Genomic DNA, 18690 nt, shown 5'->3' with positions numbered 1-18690 from the left:
GCAGCCAGCGCGGGCCCGAGGATTTGCGCTTTCGGGGGCTTCCGTCAGGAGACCAGGATCGGGCTCGACAGTCCGTGATCTCCGGCGAGGCCGGCAACATGAGCCCCGCAGGCGATGTCAGCCAACGCGAGGAGCGGCTCCTCGGACGGGTTGAGGTGCTCGAACCGCACTCCGTGACCGACTCCACGATCGCGGAGCGCATCGAACATCGCTCGGTCATCCTTGTCCCGAGCGGGTCCGCGTGTCTCGAGGACCACGTGCCCGACCTTTCGCAGCTCCAGTTCGTGCACGAGGCGTTCGATGCACCGTCTTCGCCGACGTTCCGTCCGTGCCACGGCGCCGTCGTACCGGACCACGATGACGGCCACCGCATGCCGGAGGAGATCGAGCCACGAGATGCGCTGGCTCGGCAGTGCCTCGTACCAGTGCAGCTTCCGCATCCGCCTCGGAGTCGCCGCTCGGACGTCAGCACGCGCGGCGTCGCTGATCGAGACTGAGATGATCACCGCCGCGAGGACGTACGCGGTGTGGTCCCGTCCACCACCGGGTTCTGACTCGTCCACGTACGCCCGCATCCGGCCAGCATATTGTGTACCGGTTGGTTCCCCCACGAAACGGTTGCGCGCTGGACCGGGTGGGGCCAGGTTGAGCGTGACGAAAGGAACCGCCATGGACACGATGGTCTTCATCAACCTGCCCGTCACGGACCTCGAGCGCTCGAAGGCGTTCTACGAGGCGCTCGGGTACTCGATCAACCCGGCGTTCAGCGACGACACCGCGGCGTGCGTGGTGGTGTCCGACACGATCTCCGTCATGATCCTGACGACAGCGAAGTTCGCCGAGTTCACGGACAAGACGATCGCCGACGCCGACACGATCGAGGTCATCAACTCACTCAGCGCCCCGTCGAAGGAGGACGTCCACCGCATCGTCGACGCCGCGGTCGCCGCCGGCGGCATCGAAGACCGCCCGGAGATGGACCTCGGCTTCATGTACCAGCGGAGCTTCACCGACCCGGACGGACACCGCTGGGAGTACGTGTGGATGGACGAGCAGGCGACGCAGGACGGCCCGCCCGCCGAGTGAGTGATCGGCTGTCGGCGGCGCCCGCCAGGATGGTCGCATGAGCACCGAGCCCGTCGACGCCCCGCCCGTGCCCGACCTCGTCACCGGCGACGACGGCCTCGCCCGGCCGGTCTGGGCGTCGTCGGACGAGCTCCTCCGCGAGTACTACGACACCGAGTGGGGCATGCCCGTCCGCGACGAACGCGGGGTGTTCGAGCGGCTCTCGCTCGAGGCGTTCCAGTCCGGTCTGTCGTGGCGCACGATCCTCGCCAAACGACCGGCGTTCCGGGCCGCCTTCGCGGACTTCGACGCCGACACTGTCGCAGCCTTCGGCGAGGACGACGTCGCACGGCTCATGGCCGATGCCGGGATCGTCCGGAACCGCGCGAAGATCCTGGCGACGATCACCAACGCGAACGCCACCATCGCCCTGCGGCAGGACGGCGGCCTCGCCGACTTCGTGTGGTCGTTCCGGCCGGCGACCACGCCCGAGCCGCGGTCGTCCGCCGAGGTCCCGACGAAGTCGGACGAGTCCCTCGCCCTGTCGAAGGCGCTGCGGAAGCGCGGCTTCGCCTTCGTCGGACCGACGACGATGTACGCCCTGATGGAAGCGCTCGGCATCGTCGACACCCACCTGATGGGCAGCCACCGGCGCGGGACCTCCGGCATCTGGGGCTGACAGGCGAGCCCAGTCCAGCCCAGGAGCACGAGCAAGCACGAGCCAGCCCGCCCATGACGCACGTCCTCGCCGGGACTATGGTCACGACATGGCCGACGACATCCGGATCGCGTTCCTGCTGTTCCCGCACCTGACCCAGCTCGACCTGACCGGTCCGGCGCAGGTCCTCAGCCGCGTGCCCGGCGCACGCGTCGAGTACGTTGCGGCGACGCTCGACCCGGTGCCGAGCGACTGCGGCTTGGCGCTCGTCCCCACCGTGACGATCAGGGATGCAGGCCCCGCGGATGTGCTCGTGGTGCCCGGTGGTGACGGTGCCTTCGACGCGATGCTCGACCCGGACGTCGTGGCCTTCGTGCGGCGCCAGGCCGAGCACGCGACGTGGATCACCTCGGTGTGCACCGGGGCCTTCGTGCTCGGCGCCGCCGGGCTGCTCGCCGGCAGACGCGCGACCACCCACTGGGCCTCGAAGCCGATGCTCGAGGCCTTCGGCGCGCAGCCCGTGGACGCCCGGATCGCCCGGGACGGCGCCGTCGTCAGCGCCGCCGGGGTGAGCGCGGGCATCGACATGGCGCTGTGGCTCGCCGCCGAGCTCGCTGGACAGCCCGCGGCCGAGGCGATCCAGTTGCAGATCGAGTACGACCCGCAACCGCCCTTCGACCAGGGATCGGCTGAACGCGCAGACGCCGTCGTCGTCACCCGGGCCCGCGCAGCAGCCGAGGAATCGCGCGGCGCGAGGGTGACCCGCGCCGCCGCAGCCGTCCTGCGCTGACGCGGACCTTCGGACGGTCACGAATCCCCGCTGGTCTCCGCCGAGTGGTCACGACACGTCGTTCCGGGCGCGGCCAGTCGACACTTCGTGACCGCTCGGGGCCATGCACGCGGGGTGTTGTGACCCGAGCAGCCGCAGCAGCAGCCGCCGCCGCGCGGCCGCCGCGCGCTAGACCAGCGGCTTCCGCATCTGCGCCGACGTCACCTGGTACCCGAGCGCCGCGTAGAGCTCCTGCGCCCCGGTGTTGTAGCCGAACACGTTCAGCCCGATGCTCGTCGCGCCGTGTTCCGCAGCGGCGCGGTGCCCGAGCTCGAGCGCCCGCCGTGCGTGCCCACGGCGCCGGTGTGCCTCGTCGATCTCGACGTTGAACACCCACCAGTCGGTGCTGCCCGGCGTGAGCGGTCCGATCCACAGGTACCCGATGACGGTGTCGTCCTGGTCGGTGACGTCCCACACGAGGTGCCCGTCGGCGGGGGACCCGCCCGGGAACCAGCGGTCCCGTGACTGCTGCTCGTTCGCCTCGGCCTGCTCGCGGGTCTCGCCCGCCTGCATCCGCGACTCGACGTACTCGGCCATCGTGCGCTGGAGCCAGGCCGGGAGGCGCGTGGCCGGCATCAGTGCCAGCCGCGTGTCCGTCATCGGTTGCCCTTGGAACCCCGGCTCGGCTTGCCGCGCATCTTGCCGCGTCCGGGTGTCGGCCCCTTGCCGGTGTTCGACTTCTTGCCGGCGCCGGACTTGCCGCTGCCGGGCGACTTGGCCTTGGCCTTGCCGCCGGCGCCGCCGGCGCCCTTGGACCCCGACGCACCCGACCCGCCGGACCCACCCGACCCGCTGGACGCACCCTTGGCACCCGACCCGGCCTTGGCGCTGCCACGAGCCGGACGCGAGTCGTCGTCGGCGTCGCGATCCGGGCCTCCTGGCTGGCGCGAACTGTTGGCGGTCCGCCCGCGCACCACGCCGATGAACTCCTCGGTGGTCTCGGTGGCGTCCTCGTCCCGCCAGACCAGCGCGATGCGCGTGCCCTCGGCGTCCATGAGCGGACGACCGACCAGGTCCTTGCGGCTGGCGGCGCGGAACAGCGACTGGGGGAGCACGACGACGCCGACGTTCGCCTCGACCAGGTCGAGCGATCCGTCGATGTCGGCCGGCACCGGGCCGGCGTCGATCACGTGCACCTCGGCGTCGGCGAGGTCGACCTCGGCGAGTTCGGCGAGGGGGGAGTCCTTGGGCATCGCGACGACGGCCGTCTCGGTCCAGAGCGGGATGGCGTTGTGCTGCTCGGACACGGGCATGCGTGCGAAGACCATGTCGGCCTCGCCGGCCAGCGTGTCGTCGACGTCGTCGGCGCCGATCGGCCGCAGCCGGAGCTCGATGGAGGGGAAGCGTTCCCGCCAGACACGGGCCCACTTTGCGGGGGAGACCCCCGGCACGAAGGCGATGGTGAAAGCCGCGGTCATGCAGACGAGCATAGGGGCCGTACCCTTGTCCTCATGGCGCAGGAACAGACCATGAAGCCCGAGACGGCTGCGAAGAAGCTCGGCATCTTGCTGACGGCGGCTCCGGAGTCCTTCCAGAGCGCTCCCCTCACGCGGACCGCCTTCGACGAGCTCCGCACCGAACCCCCGACCTGGCTCGAGGACCTCCGACGCGACGGCCCGCACCCGCGACCCGTCGTGGCGCAGAAGCTCGGCATCTCCATCTCCGGCCTGAGCCGTGCGGGGATCGACGACGCACTGACCACGGCGGACATCAAGACGCTGCTCGAGCAGAAGCCCGAGTGGCTCGTCCGTGAGCGTGCGACGCAGGCCGCCGTGCACGCCGAGAACGCCCGCGTGAAGCAGGAGCGCGCCGCCAAGGCCGCTGCCCGCGCCGAGGACTGACCCCACCCCGCACCACTCCGCCGCACCGAGGACGCCCCACGTGCACGAGACCGTCGCCGACGCCATGCTCGTCGTACCGCAGTTCGCGTCGGTGTGCTGCATCGTCGGTGACCGCTACCGACCGCGCCCGGGCGTGATCGTGCCCGCGGGCGTGATGCTCGTCGCGATGCTGATGCCCGTCGTCGACGCCGGAGCGGTGTGGACCCTGTTCGCCGCGACCCTCCTGCTCCTGCTCGCACCGTTGCCCGTGATGCGTCGCCGTCGCGCCGACGGTCGCCGCGCGGAGCCGATGGACGTCCACCGCGCGCTCTCCGCCGTCGTGATGGCCGGGATGCTGCTGATGGGCCACGCCTCGGGCGTCGCCGGCGACCACGCGGGGCACGGCATCGCGCTGTCCGCGGTGCTCGGGGCCGGCGTGATCGGCTACTGCGCGTTCAGCGGCTGGCTGCTCCGGTACGAGTGGGGCCGCGAGGACCGGCGGGCCGTCCGCAGCGGCGAGGTCTTCGCGATGACCGTCGCCGTGGTCGGCATGACCCTGGCGATGTAGCGGAGCGCGCGCTGGCGGTCGCGGCCCCGCAGCCGGTCCGTCGGGTCCGTCAGTCGCGTGCGGCGCTGTCCGTCGGGGCGTCCGCCGCCTGCGTCACCCGCTGCTTCGCCGCCTGGATCGTGTCCTTCGGCACCGGCGGCACACCTCGCCGGATCCCGCGCAGGCCGACGACGAACAGGATCGCGGTCACGATCGCGAACACGACGAAGGTGATCCCGGTCGCCGCCCACAGCGGCAGCGCCAGGGTGAGCAGCGCCACCGCGAAGCCGGCCAGCGCGACCAGGGTCGTCAGGGCGAACCCGACGGCCACCCCGGTGAGCACCAGCCCGGTCTTCGCACCGCTCGCACGCTCGCCGATCTCGCGCCGCGCCGAGGCGACCTCCTCGCGCACGGCGCGCAGCACCGGCTCGAGGGCCTTCTGCACGAGTCCGGCGGTCACGGTGTCGCGGAACGACGGCCGTCCGGGAGCGGTGGTGTCGTCGTGGTCGGTGCTGCTCATGGGGTCTCCTGTCCGGGCGCGGCGGTCCGCGTCCCCTGACAGGACGCGACCGGTCCGATGATCGTCACGCTGACTCGCGTGCGCCCGGTGCGTTCCCAGGTTGCGCAACGGACGGGAGGCCCGCCCCGCGTCGTCGACGCTGGACGGGCCTCCCGGGTGGTCGGGCCCACGGCCCTACTCGGCGACCTCCTCGAGGTCGTCGATCCCACGGGCGGCGGCCGCTGCGCGGCGGGCACGCATCGACGGCGCGGCGACGGCGGCGAGCACGGCCACGACCGCCACACCGGTGCACGCCCAAAAGCCGATGGTGAAGGCGTCGTCGGTCGGCAGCCCCTGCGGCGTGCTGTGCGAGGTGATCAGCGCGGCGATGACTGCGGTGCCGACGCTCGAGCCGATGGTCCGGACGACCGTGTTGGCGCTGATGGCCTCACCGGTCTGGTTCGCGGGGACGCTCTCGATGATCGCGTTCGAGCAGGCGGCGAGGGCCATGCCGATGCCGATGCCGGTCAGGACGCCGGAGGCCACCACCTGCCACAGCTCGGCGTGTGCGATCGCCGGCAGCACGAACGCGGCGACGATGGCGAACCCGCCGATGAGCATCGGCGGCTTCGGGCCGACCTTGCGCACCAGGATGCCCGCGATGGGCCCGGCGACGACCATCATCACGACGGTCGGCAGCAGGAAGAGACCGGCCTGCGTGACGTCCTTGCCGAAGCCGTAGCCGAGCGCCGTCGGGAGCTGCAGCAGCGTCGGCACGAGGACGAAGGTGCCGAACATCGCGAACCCGAAGACGAGTGCGACGACGTGGGCGGTCCAGACGCCGCGGACCGCGAAGAGCCGGACGTCGATGAGCGGCTCGGCGACCCGGAGCTCGACCAGGACGAACACGACCAGTGCGACGGCGCCGAGGGCCAGCAGGCCGATGGTCTTGCCGTCGCCCCAGCCCCAGGTCTCGCCCTCGCTGACGGCGAGCAGGATGGCGACGAGCGACACCGCGAGGACGAACGTGCCGGCCATGTCCAGGCGACCGGGCTTCCGGACCGGGGACTCCGGCATCCCGAAGACCGCACCGAGCAGTGCGATGACGACGAGCACGGCGGGGAGCCAGAACAGCCAGTGCCACGACAGGTGCTCGACGATGGGCCCGGCCGCGACGATGCCGACACCGGCACCGATGCCGAAGATCGCCGACAGCAGACCGATCGTGACGCTGACCTTCTCCTTCGGCAGCTCGTCACGGACGATGCCGATCGACAGCGGCATCACGGCTCCGGCGGCACCCTGCAGCGCGCGCCCGACGATCAGGACGCCGAGGTTCGGTGCGAGGGCGGCGAGCACGGCGCCGACGAGCAGGATCGACAGCACGACGATCAGGACCTTGCGCTTGCCGATCATGTCGCCGAGGCGACCGAGGATCGGCGTGAGCACCGAGGCGGAGAGCAGGTACGCGGTGAGCACCCAGCTCGTCGCACTGGTGGAGGCGCCGAGGTCCTGCCCGATGGTCGACAGTGCCGGGGCGACCAGCGACTGCAGGACCGCGAAGGACAGGCCGCCGAGGGACAGGTAGACGATGATCGCCGTGCTGTTCGGCCGGCGTCCGTCGGTGGTGGGGTGCGAGCCGGTCCGTGGGCTCTGCATGGTGTCGGTCATCGTGCTCCGTGTCGTCGTGGTCGTCGATGTAAACAATTGCTGACATGACGAGCGTACGCGCTCGGTGGAGCATGTCAACGCTTGCTTACATCCCTGTGAGGCCCGGTAGGCTGCGCTCCATGAGCAAGGACGCCGCGGCCACCCGACTCCTGCTCGTGCAGGCCGCCCGGCGTCGGTTCGCCTTCGACGGGTACCGCGCGACGACCGTCCGCGACATCGCCGGGGACGCCGGGGTGAACGTCGCCCTGATCAACCGGTACTTCGGTTCGAAGGAGGGGCTCTTCCGCGCCTGTCTCGACCGCGTCGTGCGCGACCTCGGAGCCGAGGAGACGAGCCAGCAGGGCCTCGAACGGGCGCTGACCGGCATCATCACGCACATCGTGCGCGCCCCGACCGACGACGACTCCCTGCAGCTGATGCTCCTGCTCCGGTCCTCCGGCGACGACGGCGCCGATGCCATCCGCCGTGCGACGCTGCGCCGGTACGCCGAACGGCTCGCGGGCACGGTCGGCGGCGCTGGTTCCGAGGAGCTGCTCGTCCGTGCCGAGATCGCGCTGGCGGTGGTGCTCGGGATGTCGATGCTCCGGCAGTCCACCGCGGTGGAACCACTGGCATCCGCCGACGACGCCGTGGTGTCGGCCGCGCTCGAGGACGCCCTCCGCGCCCTGCTCGCGCCGTCGCGGTAGCGTCGAGGCGTGTCCGACCGTCCCGCACGTCGCCCCGACCCCGCTCCGCGCCTCGACGAGGTCGACGAGCGCATCCTCTGGACGCTGTCGGCCGACGCCCGGATCCCGAACAACCGGCTCGCGGCCGCCGTCGGCATCGCGCCGTCGACCTGCCTGGCACGGGTCCGTGCGCTCGAGGACGCCGGGGTGATCCGCGGCTACCGGGCCGAGGTGGACGTCGCCCGGCTCGGGTTCTCGATCGAGGCGATGGTGTCCGTCCGGGTGCACGCCGCGGCCCGCCACGAACTGCGGGACTTCGCCAAGCGCCTGCTGCGGGTGCCCGTCGTGCAGGACGTTTCGTTCCTGGCGGGGGACAAGGACTTCCTCGTCCACATCGCGTGCGAGTCGACCGAGCAGCTCCGGGACTTCGTGGCCGACGAGCTCAGCGGTGACCCCTCGGTGGCGACGACGCAGACGAACATCGTGTTCGAACGCCTCGTCGCCGACCGGGCCACCCAGGGCCGCTCCTTCGACGAACTCCGGCGCTGGCGGGCCTGACGCGCGAAAGCCCTGATCGGCGCGATCAGAACAGCGCCGTCGGGTCAGCGCTTCCGGGTCATCGGGATGTGCGGGATGCGGTCCTCCAGGTACTCGTCGCCCGAGCGCACGAAGCCGAAGCGGCCGTACCACTGCTCCAGGTGCGACTGGGCGCCGAGGGCGATGCTCGGCGAGCGCGACTCGGCGATCGCGGCCTCCATGAGCTGCGCGCCGAGGCCCTGGCCGCGGGCGTGCTTCGCGGTGGCGACCCGGCCGATGCGCTCGGTGCCGTCGGGCTCGCGGAGCAGCCGGAGCGTCGCGTCCACCGAACCGTTGCCGGCCCAGAACTGCACCGTGCCCGGCTCGAGGTCACGGCCGTCGATGTCGCCGTACGCGGCTTCCTGCTCGACGACGAAGACGTCCTGGCGGAGCCGCAGGATCTCGTGCAGCGTGACGATGTCCAGGTTGCGGGTCGGAGCGTTGAAGATCGAGACCACGGACGGCCCTTCCTGAGAATTTCTTCCGAAACAGGGTGTGTTCCGGACCGGATCGGCGTACATTGCCGGTCAACCACTCTACGTGCGCAGCCGAGATCAGGAGGTGAGCGCATGGACCACCCGTTGCGCGCACCCTGGCGCGCCGCACTCCGCATCGTCCTGCTGGGCGTCGGGACCCTCGCCGCCCTCGTGCTGCTGTCCCTGCTCCTCGGCGCGCGACCGGCCTCCGCCGCGACGACCTCTGCCGCACCGACCGAGCAGCGCGGACTCGTCGGCAGCGTCGTCGACGGCGTCGGTGGCACCGTGCAGGGCGTGACCGGCGAGGTCGGCAAGGTCGTCGGCGGCGTGACGGATCCCGTCCGCAAGGCCGTGTCGCCTGCACCTGCACCTGCACCTGCTGCGCCCGCTCCGGCCCCCGCGCCCGCACCTGCTCCGGTGCCCGCAGCGCCCGCACCGGCTCCCGCACCGGCACCCGCAGCCCCCGCTCCGGCTCCCGCAACCCCCGCGCCGTCGAGCCCCGCTCCGGTCGCGACCACCCCGGCTGCCGAGCCCACCACGACCGCCCCGGCGACCCACCCGGCCACGCGCCCGGTGCGACAGGTCGTCGACCAGGTGAGCAGCGCCTCCCGGCCGGTCACCGACACCGTCGCGAACGTCCTGCGCCCCGTCACCGGCACCGTGGAACGCGTCACCGACACGCACCCCGTGACCGAAGTCGTCGACACCGTCGACGACGTGGTCGGCAGCGTCCCGGTGGTCGGCACGGTCCTCGGCGACGACACCCTCGGCACCGTCACCGGTCCGGTCACGGGCCTGGTCGACGACACGCTCGGCTCGGTCGGCACGACCGTCGGCACCGTCCCCGACGTGGTCGAGGGCGTCGTCCCGTCCGTCGGCGGCACCCTGCCAGGAGGCACGGCCCCCGTCGTCGACGTCCCCGCGCTCCCGGTGGGCGGCGGTTCGAACCCGTCCGCCGGGCCCGTCCCGTCGGTGCCGGTCGCGAACGCACCCGTCCGGCCCGGAACCGTCGCCCCGCAGGGCGCCACGGTGCTCACCGCACCCGCGCCCGCACGCGTCGCCGATGCCGTGGGTGACCGCCCAGCAGGGCTCCGCCCGTCCGACCGGGTCGCTGCAGCTGCCACGACGGCAACGGTCGGCCCGGTCGTCCCGGCCGTCGATGTGCAGGACGCGACCCTCGGCGGACACGCGCTGCTCGTCCCCGCGGACGGCGAGGGCCACGGGCTCCCGTTCGACGGAGCCGACGACGGCGTGCTCGGTGGCAGCGCCTCCTCGACCTCCGGCGGCGCAGCAGCCGTCGGCATCGTCGGCTCGACCGACGACATCGTCTCCCTCGCCGCGGGGTCTCGCGGCACGCTCTCCGACGACGCAGTCCCCGCATCGGTCGTCGGCGAGCACGACGTCGCCCCTGACTGAGATCGGTGCGCCTGTCCGCCACGGCAGGCACGCACACATCCCGGCTGCGTCCGCGGTCGGTGACGATCTCGATCAGGGAGTACGACCATGAACAAGTACGTCTCCAGAGGGCTCTGGTTCGCCCTCTTCGTCGGCGGGCTCACGCTCGGCGGCACGGCTGCGGCGAACGCGGCCACGACATCCGGTGCCGACGGCACCGTCTCGGGCACCCAGGTGGCCCCTTCCGTGGACGCCCCGGTGTCCCTCGGTGGCAACGCGATCGCCGTGCTCGGCGACGCGGTGTCGACGGCGACGGGGTCCACGCCCGCCGCTCCGGCCCCGGCCCCGGCGCCTGCTCCGGCCACGACCGCTCCTGCCCCGAGCACCTCGGGCGAGGACGGCACGCTCTCGGGCACCCAGGTGGTGCCGGACGTCGCGGCACCGGTGACGGTCGGCGGCAACGCCGTGGCGGTCGCCGGTGACGCGGTCTCGGCCGCCGCACCCGCACCCGCGGCAGCTCCGGCGCCTGCAGCACCGGCACCGGCTCCTGCCGCTCCTGCCGCTCCCGCTCCGAGCACCTCGGGCGAGGACGGCACCGCTTCCGGCACCCAGGTCGCTCCGGCCGTGACCGTCCCCGTGACGGTGTCCGGCAACAGGATCGGCGTCCTCGGCGACGGCACCGCGACGTCGACCGCCCCGGCGGCGGCGACACCGGCGCCGGCTGCCGAAGCCCCGTCGGCGCCCACCACCTCGGGCACCGACGGACTGCTCTCCGGCACCCAGGTGACCGGTCTGGTCGACGTCCCGGTGACGATCGGTGGCAACGGCATCGGTGTCCTCGGTGACGGGACCGCGACGGGCACGGCGCCCGCTGCGGGCACGGGTACCGGAACTGCTCCGGCGGCCGGTGGTTCGACCTCGGGTTCGGACGGCACGGCTTCGGGTACGCAGGTGTCCCCGGTCGTCTCGATCCCGGTCACGGTGGCGGACAACGGCATCGGGCTGCTCGGGACGGGCACCGCGACGGGCACCGCGACCGCTGCGGGCTCGGGCACCGGGACCGCTCCGGCGGCCGGTGGTACCACCTCGGGTTCGAACGGCACGGCTTCGGGTACGCAGGTGTCCCCGGTGGTCGACGTCCCGGTGGCGATCGGTGGCAACGGCATCGGCGTCCTCGGTGACGGCACGAGCACCGGCGGCGCCACGGCTCCGGCCACCGGCACCACGACCCCGGCGGCCGGTGGTACGACCTCGGGTTCGGACGGCACGGCTTCGGGCACGCAGGTGTCCCCGGTCGTCGACGTCCCGGTGACGATCGGTGGCAACGGCATCGGCGTCCTCGGTGACGGCACGAGCACCGGCGGCGCCACGGCTCCGGCCACCGGCACGACGACCCCGGCGGCCGGTGGTTCGACCTCCGGCGACGGCGGCCTGCTCTCCGGCACCCAGGTCACCCCGGTGATCAGCCTGCCGATCACGATCGGCGGCAACGGGATCGGCATCGTCGGTGACGGCACCAGCTCCACCCCCGGCACCGGCACGAGCCCCGGGACCAACCCGGGCACCGACCCGGGCACGGACCCGGGCACGGACCCGGGCACGGACCCGGGCACGGACCCCGGTACCGACCCCGGTACGGACCCCGGTACCGACCCCGGTACGGACCCCGGTACCGACCCGGGCACCGTCCCCACCGACGGGACGGGCACCGACACCGGCACCACGCCCGGCACGGTGACCACCTCGGTAGGCGTGGGCGGCGTCGTCGAGCCGACCCGGGCCTCCACTGCGGGTGTGGTGACCACCACGACCGCTGCCACCAGCGGGGTCCGCACCAGCGCCGGGACCGTCGCGGCAGCAGCCGCGGCCGGTGACGGCCAGCCGGAGCTCGCCTACACGGGAGCCGGCTCGCCGGTCCTGCCCGCCGGGTTCGCGCTCCTGCTGCTCCTCGCCGGAGCGGGCACGCTCGTGCTCCGTCGCCGGCACTGACCGGCGGGTGATCGAGGGGCGTCACACCGTGGCGCCCCTCGTCACCGTGCCCAGGGGCGTGCGCGTTCCACGACAGAACACCGGAGGATCGACGGGTGTCCTGTCGGAACATGTCGGCGCATCGGATGCGTGTGCATGTTCCGACGGACCGCTCGTCGATCGACTCGTGCATCGTCGCAGTGCGGACGCCGGACGCGGACGCCGGACACCGCGGGTGCCACGTGCTCACCGCGCCCGGGGGAGACGCCCGGTTACGACGGCGCGGCCAGCGTGGCGCGGCCGTCAGCGGCCTGGGGTATCGTTCCGACTACGCAAGCGCTCCGGGGTCGGTGTAATTCCGAGCCGGTGGTGACAGTCCACGAACTGATGACGGGTGCGAACCCGACAGAGGTTGACCCGGTGGGATTCCGGGACCGACGGTGAAAGTCCGGATGGGAGGCGCGCTGGGCGGACAGGACGACCCCACGACCCGTGGGGTGCGACCCGTCCGTCGATGCCGACGATCGTCGAACGCCCCCGGAGTCCCGTTGAGAGGACACCAGTGTTCACCGGCATCATCGAGGAACTCGGCACCGTCACCGCCGTCGAGCAGCAGGGCGACTCCGTCGCGCTCACCGTCCACGGCCCCGTCGTCGTGCAGGACGCCCGGCACGGCGACTCGATCGCGACGAGTGGTGTCTGCCTGACCGTCGTCGAGCAGACCCCCGAGACCTTCACCGCCTTCGTCATGAAGCAGACCCTCGACATGAGCGCCCACGGTGCACTCCGGGTGGGTGACCGCCTGAACCTCGAGCGCGCCGCCTCAGTCGGTGACCGCCTGGGCGGGCACATCGTGCAGGGCCACATCGACGGCACCGCCACGGTGCTCGAGACGGCCGACGGTGACGGCTGGCGACGCGTGCGGTTCTCGCTCGCGCCCGCACTCAGCCCGCTCGTGGTCGACAAGGGCTCGATCGCGCTCGACGGCGTCTCGCTCACGGTCAGCGCGGTCTCACCCGAGGACACCGCGCCCGACGCGGCCTGGTTCGAGGTGAGCCTGATCCCCGAGACGCTCGAGGCGACGACACTCGGGCTCCGCGTGCCGGGTGACCGGGTGAACGTCGAGACCGACGTCCTGGCACGGCACGTCCGCCGCATGCTGCGGCTCGACGCCGCGGCGCAGTCGCTCGAGACCGTCGGATCGGAGGCCCGGTGATGGTCGCCGAGGCCGGTGCCGTCCCGCAGGCACTCGGGTTGTCGAGCATCGAGGCCGCGATCGCGTCGATCGCCGCCGGGCGCCCGGTGATCGTCGTCGACGACGAGGACCGCGAGAACGAGGGTGACGTCATCCTGTCCGCCGAGCTCGCCTCGCCGGAGTGGATCGCGTGGACCGTCGCGCACTCGTCCGGGTTCATCTGCGCGCCGCTCAGCACCGAGATCGCCGACGCCCTCGACCTGCCGCCGATGGTGGCGCACAACGAGGACGTCCGCGGCACGGCCTACACGGTCACCGTCGACGCCGCCGTCGGTGTGACCACCGGCATCAGCGCTCATGATCGCGCCCGTACGCTGCGGGTCCTCGCCGACCCGACCTCGGTGCGCGACGACCTGCACCGACCCGGACACGTGGTGCCCCTGCGCGCACGACCGGGCGGGGTCCGGGAGCGCGCCGGGCACACCGAAGCAGCGATCGAGCTCGTCACCGCAGCCGGGCTCCGGCCCGCTGCGGCGATCTGCGAGATCGTCGACGAGGACGGCAGCATGATGCGGCTGCCGGCGCTCGTCGCACTCGGGGCACGCGAGGGCGTGCCCGTCATCACCATCGCCGCGCTCGCCGAGTGGCTGGACGCGGCAGACCGGGCGGCGGCAGCGACCGCAGCGCCCACGGAAGGAACGACACGATGAGCGGAGCAGGCGCGGCGGACCGCGACCAGGTCGACGGCACCGGGATCCGGGTGGCCGTCATCGCCGGACAGTGGCACGACACCATCGCCGCGGGCCTGCTGGCCGGCGCACAGCGCGAGGTCGAGCGGCTCGGGGCGACGGCCGAGGTCATCCCCGTCCCCGGCAGCTTCGAGCTGCCCGTGGTCGCGAAGACCGCGCTCGAGGCCGGTTTCGACGCGGCGGTCGCGCTCGGCGTCATCATCCGCGGCGGCACCCCGCACTTCGAGTACGTCTCGGGTGCTGCGACGAGCGGCCTGACGCAGGTCGCGATCGACACCGGCAAGCCCGTCGGGTTCGGCGTGCTCACGCTGGACGACGAGCAGCAGGGGCTCGACCGAGCCGGGCTGCCCGACTCCAAGGAGGACAAGGGCGCCGAGGCCGCACACGCGGCGATCAGCACCGCGGTGACGCTGCGGTCCCTGCGCCTCCCGGTCTGAGGCGCCGGACACGCCACACAGAACGGCCCCGCACCGGTGAGGTGCGGGGCCGTTCTGTGCTTGCTGGTCAGCGCTTGCTGGCCAGCGGCGATGCTTGTTGGCTCGCGGCAGTGCTTGCTGGCTAGCGCTTGCCGAACACGTGGATCGGCAGGAAGAAGGAGAGGCTCATCAGGAGCACGCCGGCCATGAAGACGAAGGCCTGGCCCGACTCGACCTGGAAGGCGAACCCGAACAGGTACATCGACACCAGCAGCAGCAGGATCGAGAAAACAGCGGCGATGACGCGGCCCACGGGATACCTCCGGGTGTCGACGAGTGGATCGTTCCCCAGTCTATCCCCAGCCGGGGGTGTGCCGGTTCACGCTCCGGGTCGCGTCGCGATCAGACGGTCGACGACGGTGAGCAGGGTCTCCATGTCGACGCTGCCCCGCTTCGGTCGCACCTCGCTCGCGGCACCGAGCGAGGCCTGGTGGTACAGCCCGTCGCCGAGGAGCTTGACGGCCTGCGCGGTCGGCTCGTCGCCGAGAGCGTCGACGAGGGTCGCGAGCCAGGCGTTCTCCGTGTCGTCGAGGGTGCGGCCGGCCTCTTCGTAGCCGGCCTGCTGCAGGCGGCTCGCGGCGAGCAGGGCGAGGTCCAGCTCGCTGCCGACGAACAGGCAGTTGCGGACGAAGTAGCGCGCGGCACCGTCCTCGGCGTCCTGCATGCGCTCGACGTCGATCGCGGACAGGTCGGAGAGGCGTTCGCAGAGCCCCTCGACCAGCGCGGCCTTGGAACCGAAGTGGTAGAGCAGGCCGCCCTTCGAGACACCGGCGCGCGCGGCGACGGCGTCGAGCGTGGCGGGACGCTCGCCTTCCTCGCACACGATGGCGACGAAGCTGTCGAGGACGCGGTCGCGGGCACTGGCCATGCCCAGAGTCTAGGAGCAGTTCCGGGGGTCGCGGACGCCGGCTCCTCCGCCGCCGCCGTGAACGCTCACGAATTGCCGCAGGGCCATTGCCGATCGCTCGGGCGCCCGCTAGCGTCGAGCCGACCGTGAAGGTTCACGAGACGACAAGGATCCGCATGTCAGCGCAGACGGCGAACACCGCCACCACCCCGACCTCGACCACCACCGACCGCCCCGGGTGGGCCGTCCTCGGCCCCGGCGGCATCGCGCGACGCTTCCTCTCGCAGCTGCCCACCAGCGGGGGCGTCCTGGTCGGGGCCGGCAGTTCGTCCGCCGAGCGGGCGCAGGTCTTCGCCGACGAGGCCGCCGGGTTCGGGTTCACGGACGTGACCGCCGGGACCTACGACGAGGTCCTCGCCGACCCGCGGGTGGACGCCGTCTACGTGTCGACCGTGCACACCGGTCACGCCCGGCTCGTGCTCGCCGCACTCGAGGCCGGCAAGGCCGTCCTGTGCGAGAAGCCCCTCGCCGTGAACCACGGCACCGCGATGGCACTCACCGATGCTGCGCGCCAGGCCGGCCTGCCGCTCGTCGAGGCGTTCATGTACCGCTTCCACCCGCAGACCGCGGCACTGCTCGACCTGATCCGCGACGGCGTGATCGGCGACGTGACCCACGTCGACGCCTCGTTCGCGTTCCGGACGGGTGAGCGCACCGGTCGCCTGTTCGACATCGACACCGCCGGCGGCGGGATCCTCGACGTCGGCGGGTACCCGGTGACGATGGCCGCGGCGATCGTGCAGGCCGCCACCGGGGTCGCCGTCGCCGAGCCGGTGGACCTCACCGCCACGGGCACGCTCGGGCCGACCGGGGTCGACGAGTGGACGGTCGCGCAGCTCACCTACCGGGGCGGGATCACGGCGACGGTCCGGACCGGCGTCTTCGTGCAGGACGACAACGCCGTGTCGGTGTACGGCTCGCGCGGTCGCATCGTGCTCACCGACCCGTGGACCCTGGGCGACGATCCCACCATCGAGATCCACACCGTCGACGAACCCCCTCGCTCGCTGTCGTTCGCGGGTGAGCACCCCTACGCCCGAGAAGCCGACGCCACCACCGACGCCCTGCGTGCCGGCGGGGTCGAAGCGGCGCAGATGACCATCGACGAGACCCTCGCCACCGCCCGCACGCTCGACAGGTGGCGCGCGGCGATCGGCCTGCGCTACCCGTTCGAGGCGGAGACCGCCGACATCCCGACGGTGTCCGGCCGGCCGCTCACCGTGCAGGACGGCAACCCGATGCGCTACGGCGAGGTGCCGGGCGTCGGCAAGCGGATGTCCCGCCTGGTGATGGGCGTCGACAACCAGCCCGACCTGGCACACGCCAGCGCGATCTTCGACCTGTTCGTCGGGCAGGGCGGCAACGTCTTCGACACCGGGTACATCTACGGCGGCGGTGTGCTCGAAGGACGGCTCGGCAGGTGGATCCAGAACCGGGGGATCCGCGAGGACGTGGTCGTCATCACGAAGGGCGCCCACACCCCGCACTGTGACCCGGAGTCGATCACCCGGCAGCTGCTCGAGAGCCTCGAGCGCCAGGGCACCGACTACGCGGACATCTACATGATGCACCGCGACAACCCCGACATCCCGGTGGGGGAGTTCGTCGACGTGCTCGACGAGCACCGCCGGGCCGGCCGCATCCGCGTCTACGGCGGCTCGAACTGGACCCCTGCGCGGTTCGACGAGGCGAACGCCTACGCACGGGCCAACGGCAAGCACGGGTTCGAGGTGCTCAGCAACCACTTCGGTCTCGCCGAGGCGTACGACGTGCCGTGGGACGGCTGCGAACACGCGACCGATGCGGCATCGAAGGCGTGGCTGGAGGAACGCCAGGTCCCGCTGCTGCCGTGGTCCTCGCAGGCCCGCGGGTTCTTCACCGGCCGCGCGACGCCCGAGGACACCAGCGACGCCGAACTCGTCCGCTGCTACTACTCGGACGACAACTTCGAGCGGCTCCGGCGTGCGCGGGAGCTCGGCGAGCAGTTCGGCGTCCCCGCGACGGCGATCGCCCTGGCGTACGTGCTCAACCAGCCGTTCCCGACGTTCCCGCTCTTCGGACCCCGTACGATCGCGGAGGCCCGGTCGTCCATGACCGGCCTCTCCGTCGACCTCTCCCCGGAACAGGTGGCATGGCTGGACCTCCGCGCCTGACCCCGGGCGGCCGCGCGACGATCATCGACGTCGCCGCGGCCGCCGGGGTGTCCCGGCAGACCGTCACCCGCGCGATGAACGGCATGTCCGGCATCAGCGCGGCGACCAAGGACCGCGTGCTCCAGGCCGCGGCGGCGCTCGACTACCGTCCGTCACGGTTCGGCCGCGGGCTCGTCACGGGTGGCGACCACCAGCTCGGGCTCGTCGTCAACGACCTGCGGAACCCCTACGCACCGGCACTCGCCTCCGCGGTGCTCGGCCTGGCCGCCGCCCGCGGGTGGAACGTCATGCTCGCCGACGTCGGGCTCGCGAGCGACTCTGACCGGATGGTGGAGTCCCTCGGCGCCCAGACCGACGTCGTGATCGGCTACCTCGGGTCCCGCGCCCCGGAGTGGATCGAACGGCTCGGCTCGGTCCCGGTCGTCGAGCTCGACCCCTCGGGGCCGGTGACCCGCGCCGCGGTCCGGATCGACCCGACCGCCGCGATCGAGGACCTCGCCGACCACCTCGTCGACGTCGGGGTGAAGCACCCCGTCGTGCTCGACGCCGCGGCCGACGGCGTACCGAGCCAGCGCGGGGAGCACATGGTCGCGGCACTCCGGCGTCGCGGGTACCTGCCCGACCTCGTCGTCGCGTCCGCGCCCACCGCAGAGGCCGGTGCCGAACGGACCGAACGGATCCTCGCCGAGCACCGCCGGGTGGACGCGGTCCTGGCGTTCAACGACGTGCTGGCGCTCGGCGTGCTGTCGGCCTGTCGTCGTGCCGGCGTCGACGTCCCCGGTGACGTCCGCGTGGTCGGCGTCGACGGCCTGCCGCTCGGGACGCTCGTCGCGCCGACGCTCACCACGCTGGCCGTCGACCTCGACGAGGTCGCCGGCCAGGCCCTCGACCTGGCGCTCGGCATGCTCGCGGGCGAGCTGCCGCGCTCGGGCGCGGCCGTCGAGCGCACGGTGCGACACCGGTTGCTGCTCCGCGAATCGGCGTAGGCCCGACGACGCGACCAGTGGACCGACGCAAGGCCCGTGGCGGGACCGGCACGGG

22 protein-coding genes and 1 riboswitch are annotated in these 18690 nt (G+C 72.5%); of the genes, 14 read left to right on the top strand and 8 right to left on the bottom strand.

Going from position 1 to position 18690, the window contains the following annotated elements; all coding sequences use genetic code 11:
- Positions 1-44: 44 nt before the first annotated feature.
- A complete protein-coding gene (locus DEJ06_RS18690) occupies positions 45-575 on the bottom strand; it encodes a DUF3800 domain-containing protein (RefSeq protein WP_111038136.1) in 531 nt (176 codons plus the stop codon).
- 94 nt (positions 576-669) lie between these two features.
- Between DEJ06_RS18690 and DEJ06_RS01225 the strand changes: the two genes are divergently transcribed.
- From DEJ06_RS01225 to DEJ06_RS01215, 3 genes are all read left to right on the top strand, one after another.
- The gene (locus tag DEJ06_RS01225) at positions 670-1086 is read left to right on the top strand and encodes a VOC family protein (protein WP_111038135.1); all 417 of its coding nucleotides are present in this window, start codon (positions 670-672) and stop codon (positions 1084-1086) included.
- 37 nt (positions 1087-1123) lie between these two features.
- Entirely contained in the window at positions 1124-1744 is a 621-nt protein-coding gene (locus DEJ06_RS01220; RefSeq protein ID WP_111038134.1) for a DNA-3-methyladenine glycosylase I, read from the top strand.
- Between the two features lie 88 nt (positions 1745-1832).
- Positions 1833-2513: a DJ-1/PfpI family protein gene (locus DEJ06_RS01215; protein ID WP_111038133.1), complete on the top strand. Its 681-nt coding sequence runs from the start codon at positions 1833-1835 to the stop codon at positions 2511-2513.
- Between the two features lie 168 nt (positions 2514-2681).
- Here the strand turns inward: DEJ06_RS01215 and DEJ06_RS01210 are convergent, their stop codons facing one another.
- Together DEJ06_RS01210 and DEJ06_RS01205 are read right to left on the bottom strand one after the other, a co-directional pair.
- Complete coding sequence (locus DEJ06_RS01210; protein ID WP_111038132.1) at positions 2682-3152, bottom strand: GNAT family N-acetyltransferase; 471 nt, start codon at positions 3150-3152, stop codon at positions 2682-2684.
- Entirely contained in the window at positions 3149-3970 is an 822-nt protein-coding gene (locus DEJ06_RS01205; RefSeq protein WP_220036517.1) for a LysR family transcriptional regulator substrate-binding protein, read from the bottom strand. The genes DEJ06_RS01210 and DEJ06_RS01205 overlap by 4 nt, the downstream gene beginning before the upstream one ends.
- Before the next feature lie 33 nt (positions 3971-4003).
- Here DEJ06_RS01205 and DEJ06_RS01200 point away from each other — a divergent pair, with 33 nt between their 5' ends.
- Positions 4004-4393 (top strand): DUF5997 family protein, encoded by a 390-nt coding sequence (locus DEJ06_RS01200; protein WP_017888549.1) that lies wholly within the window; start codon positions 4004-4006, stop codon positions 4391-4393.
- Positions 4394-4433: 40 nt separating this feature from the next.
- Complete coding sequence (locus DEJ06_RS01195) at positions 4434-4940, top strand: hypothetical protein (RefSeq protein ID WP_017888550.1); 507 nt, start codon at positions 4434-4436, stop codon at positions 4938-4940.
- Between the two features lie 49 nt (positions 4941-4989).
- Here DEJ06_RS01195 and DEJ06_RS01190 read toward each other — a convergent pair whose 3' ends face one another.
- Both DEJ06_RS01190 and DEJ06_RS01185 read right to left on the bottom strand, forming a co-directional pair.
- Positions 4990-5439, bottom strand: a complete 450-nt coding sequence (locus tag DEJ06_RS01190; protein WP_111038130.1) for a phage holin family protein — start codon at positions 5437-5439, stop codon at positions 4990-4992.
- Between the two features lie 174 nt (positions 5440-5613).
- Entirely contained in the window at positions 5614-7089 is a 1476-nt protein-coding gene (locus tag DEJ06_RS01185) for an MFS transporter (RefSeq protein WP_111032028.1), read from the bottom strand.
- Positions 7090-7208: 119 nt separating this feature from the next.
- Between DEJ06_RS01185 and DEJ06_RS01180 the strand changes: the two genes are divergently transcribed.
- Together DEJ06_RS01180 and DEJ06_RS01175 are read left to right on the top strand one after the other, a co-directional pair.
- Positions 7209-7775, top strand: coding sequence for a TetR/AcrR family transcriptional regulator (locus tag DEJ06_RS01180; protein ID WP_111038129.1), 567 nt, complete (start codon positions 7209-7211; stop codon positions 7773-7775).
- A gap of 9 nt (positions 7776-7784) precedes the next feature.
- The gene (locus tag DEJ06_RS01175; protein ID WP_027466312.1) at positions 7785-8312 is read left to right on the top strand and encodes an Lrp/AsnC family transcriptional regulator; all 528 of its coding nucleotides are present in this window, start codon (positions 7785-7787) and stop codon (positions 8310-8312) included.
- 44 nt (positions 8313-8356) lie between these two features.
- On the opposite strand, the gene DEJ06_RS01170 is transcribed toward DEJ06_RS01175, so the two are convergent.
- Complete coding sequence (locus tag DEJ06_RS01170; protein ID WP_027466313.1) at positions 8357-8788, bottom strand: GNAT family N-acetyltransferase; 432 nt, start codon at positions 8786-8788, stop codon at positions 8357-8359.
- 111 nt (positions 8789-8899) lie between these two features.
- Between DEJ06_RS01170 and DEJ06_RS18150 the strand changes: the two genes are divergently transcribed.
- From DEJ06_RS18150 to ribH, 5 genes are all read left to right on the top strand, one after another.
- Positions 8900-10222: a hypothetical protein gene (locus DEJ06_RS18150; protein ID WP_181437337.1), complete on the top strand. Its 1323-nt coding sequence runs from the start codon at positions 8900-8902 to the stop codon at positions 10220-10222.
- 87 nt (positions 10223-10309) lie between these two features.
- The gene (locus DEJ06_RS01160) at positions 10310-12190 is read left to right on the top strand and encodes a hypothetical protein (protein WP_111038128.1); all 1881 of its coding nucleotides are present in this window, start codon (positions 10310-10312) and stop codon (positions 12188-12190) included.
- Between the two features lie 312 nt (positions 12191-12502).
- Positions 12503-12637: riboswitch (FMN riboswitch) on the top strand.
- Between the two features lie 94 nt (positions 12638-12731).
- Positions 12732-13385: a riboflavin synthase gene (locus DEJ06_RS01155; protein WP_071247477.1), complete on the top strand. Its 654-nt coding sequence runs from the start codon at positions 12732-12734 to the stop codon at positions 13383-13385.
- The gene (ribB, locus tag DEJ06_RS01150) at positions 13385-14074 is read left to right on the top strand and encodes a 3,4-dihydroxy-2-butanone-4-phosphate synthase (RefSeq protein WP_084741376.1); all 690 of its coding nucleotides are present in this window, start codon (positions 13385-13387) and stop codon (positions 14072-14074) included. The genes DEJ06_RS01155 and ribB overlap by 1 nt, the downstream gene beginning before the upstream one ends.
- Positions 14071-14550: a 6,7-dimethyl-8-ribityllumazine synthase gene (gene ribH / locus DEJ06_RS01145; RefSeq protein WP_071406282.1), complete on the top strand. Its 480-nt coding sequence runs from the start codon at positions 14071-14073 to the stop codon at positions 14548-14550. Before ribB ends, ribH begins: the two co-directional genes overlap by 4 nt.
- A 121-nt stretch (positions 14551-14671) precedes the next feature.
- On the opposite strand, the gene DEJ06_RS18145 is transcribed toward ribH, so the two are convergent.
- Together DEJ06_RS18145 and DEJ06_RS01140 are read right to left on the bottom strand one after the other, a co-directional pair.
- Positions 14672-14842 carry a hypothetical protein gene (locus DEJ06_RS18145; protein ID WP_017888559.1) on the bottom strand — a complete coding sequence of 57 codons (171 nt, stop codon included), beginning with the start codon at positions 14840-14842 and terminating at the stop codon, positions 14672-14674.
- Positions 14843-14908: 66 nt separating this feature from the next.
- The gene (locus tag DEJ06_RS01140; protein ID WP_071406283.1) at positions 14909-15457 is read right to left on the bottom strand and encodes a TetR/AcrR family transcriptional regulator; all 549 of its coding nucleotides are present in this window, start codon (positions 15455-15457) and stop codon (positions 14909-14911) included.
- Between the two features lie 155 nt (positions 15458-15612).
- Here DEJ06_RS01140 and DEJ06_RS01135 point away from each other — a divergent pair, with 155 nt between their 5' ends.
- Together DEJ06_RS01135 and DEJ06_RS01130 are read left to right on the top strand one after the other, a co-directional pair.
- Complete coding sequence (locus tag DEJ06_RS01135; RefSeq protein ID WP_111038127.1) at positions 15613-17649, top strand: aldo/keto reductase; 2037 nt, start codon at positions 15613-15615, stop codon at positions 17647-17649.
- Positions 17628-18635 (top strand): LacI family DNA-binding transcriptional regulator, encoded by a 1008-nt coding sequence (locus DEJ06_RS01130; protein WP_111032021.1) that lies wholly within the window; start codon positions 17628-17630, stop codon positions 18633-18635. Before DEJ06_RS01135 ends, DEJ06_RS01130 begins: the two co-directional genes overlap by 22 nt.
- The last annotated feature ends 55 nt before the right edge of the window (positions 18636-18690 follow it).

This window comes from Curtobacterium sp. MCLR17_051 (assembly GCF_003234395.1).
GTDB lineage: Bacteria > Actinomycetota > Actinomycetes > Actinomycetales > Microbacteriaceae > Curtobacterium > Curtobacterium flaccumfaciens.
This window is presented reverse-complemented; position numbering and strand designations above follow the sequence as displayed.

Bases quoted from the DNA above. Each gene is read 5' to 3' on its own strand.
- DEJ06_RS18690 (WP_111038136.1), bottom strand. From the start codon at position 575: ATGCGGGCGTACGTGGACGAGTCAGAACCCGGTGGTGGACGGGACCAC.
- DEJ06_RS01225 (WP_111038135.1), top strand. From the start codon at position 670: ATGGACACGATGGTCTTCATCAACCTGCCCGTCACGGACCTCGAGCGC.
- DEJ06_RS01220 (WP_111038134.1), top strand. From the start codon at position 1,124: ATGAGCACCGAGCCCGTCGACGCCCCGCCCGTGCCCGACCTCGTCACC.
- DEJ06_RS01215 (WP_111038133.1), top strand. From the start codon at position 1,833: ATGGCCGACGACATCCGGATCGCGTTCCTGCTGTTCCCGCACCTGACC.
- DEJ06_RS01210 (WP_111038132.1), bottom strand. From the start codon at position 3,152: ATGACGGACACGCGGCTGGCACTGATGCCGGCCACGCGCCTCCCGGCC.
- DEJ06_RS01205 (WP_220036517.1), bottom strand. From the start codon at position 3,970: ATGACCGCGGCTTTCACCATCGCCTTCGTGCCGGGGGTCTCCCCCGCA.
- DEJ06_RS01200 (WP_017888549.1), top strand. From the start codon at position 4,004: ATGGCGCAGGAACAGACCATGAAGCCCGAGACGGCTGCGAAGAAGCTC.
- DEJ06_RS01190 (WP_111038130.1), bottom strand. From the start codon at position 5,439: ATGAGCAGCACCGACCACGACGACACCACCGCTCCCGGACGGCCGTCG.
- DEJ06_RS01185 (WP_111032028.1), bottom strand. From the start codon at position 7,089: ATGACCGACACCATGCAGAGCCCACGGACCGGCTCGCACCCCACCACC.
- DEJ06_RS01180 (WP_111038129.1), top strand. From the start codon at position 7,209: ATGAGCAAGGACGCCGCGGCCACCCGACTCCTGCTCGTGCAGGCCGCC.
- DEJ06_RS18150 (WP_181437337.1), top strand. From the start codon at position 8,900: ATGGACCACCCGTTGCGCGCACCCTGGCGCGCCGCACTCCGCATCGTC.
- DEJ06_RS01160 (WP_111038128.1), top strand. From the start codon at position 10,310: ATGAACAAGTACGTCTCCAGAGGGCTCTGGTTCGCCCTCTTCGTCGGC.
- ribB (WP_084741376.1), top strand. From the start codon at position 13,385: ATGGTCGCCGAGGCCGGTGCCGTCCCGCAGGCACTCGGGTTGTCGAGC.
- ribH (WP_071406282.1), top strand. From the start codon at position 14,071: ATGAGCGGAGCAGGCGCGGCGGACCGCGACCAGGTCGACGGCACCGGG.
- DEJ06_RS01140 (WP_071406283.1), bottom strand. From the start codon at position 15,457: ATGGCCAGTGCCCGCGACCGCGTCCTCGACAGCTTCGTCGCCATCGTG.
- DEJ06_RS01135 (WP_111038127.1), top strand. From the start codon at position 15,613: ATGTCAGCGCAGACGGCGAACACCGCCACCACCCCGACCTCGACCACC.
- DEJ06_RS01130 (WP_111032021.1), top strand. From the start codon at position 17,628: ATGGCTGGACCTCCGCGCCTGACCCCGGGCGGCCGCGCGACGATCATC.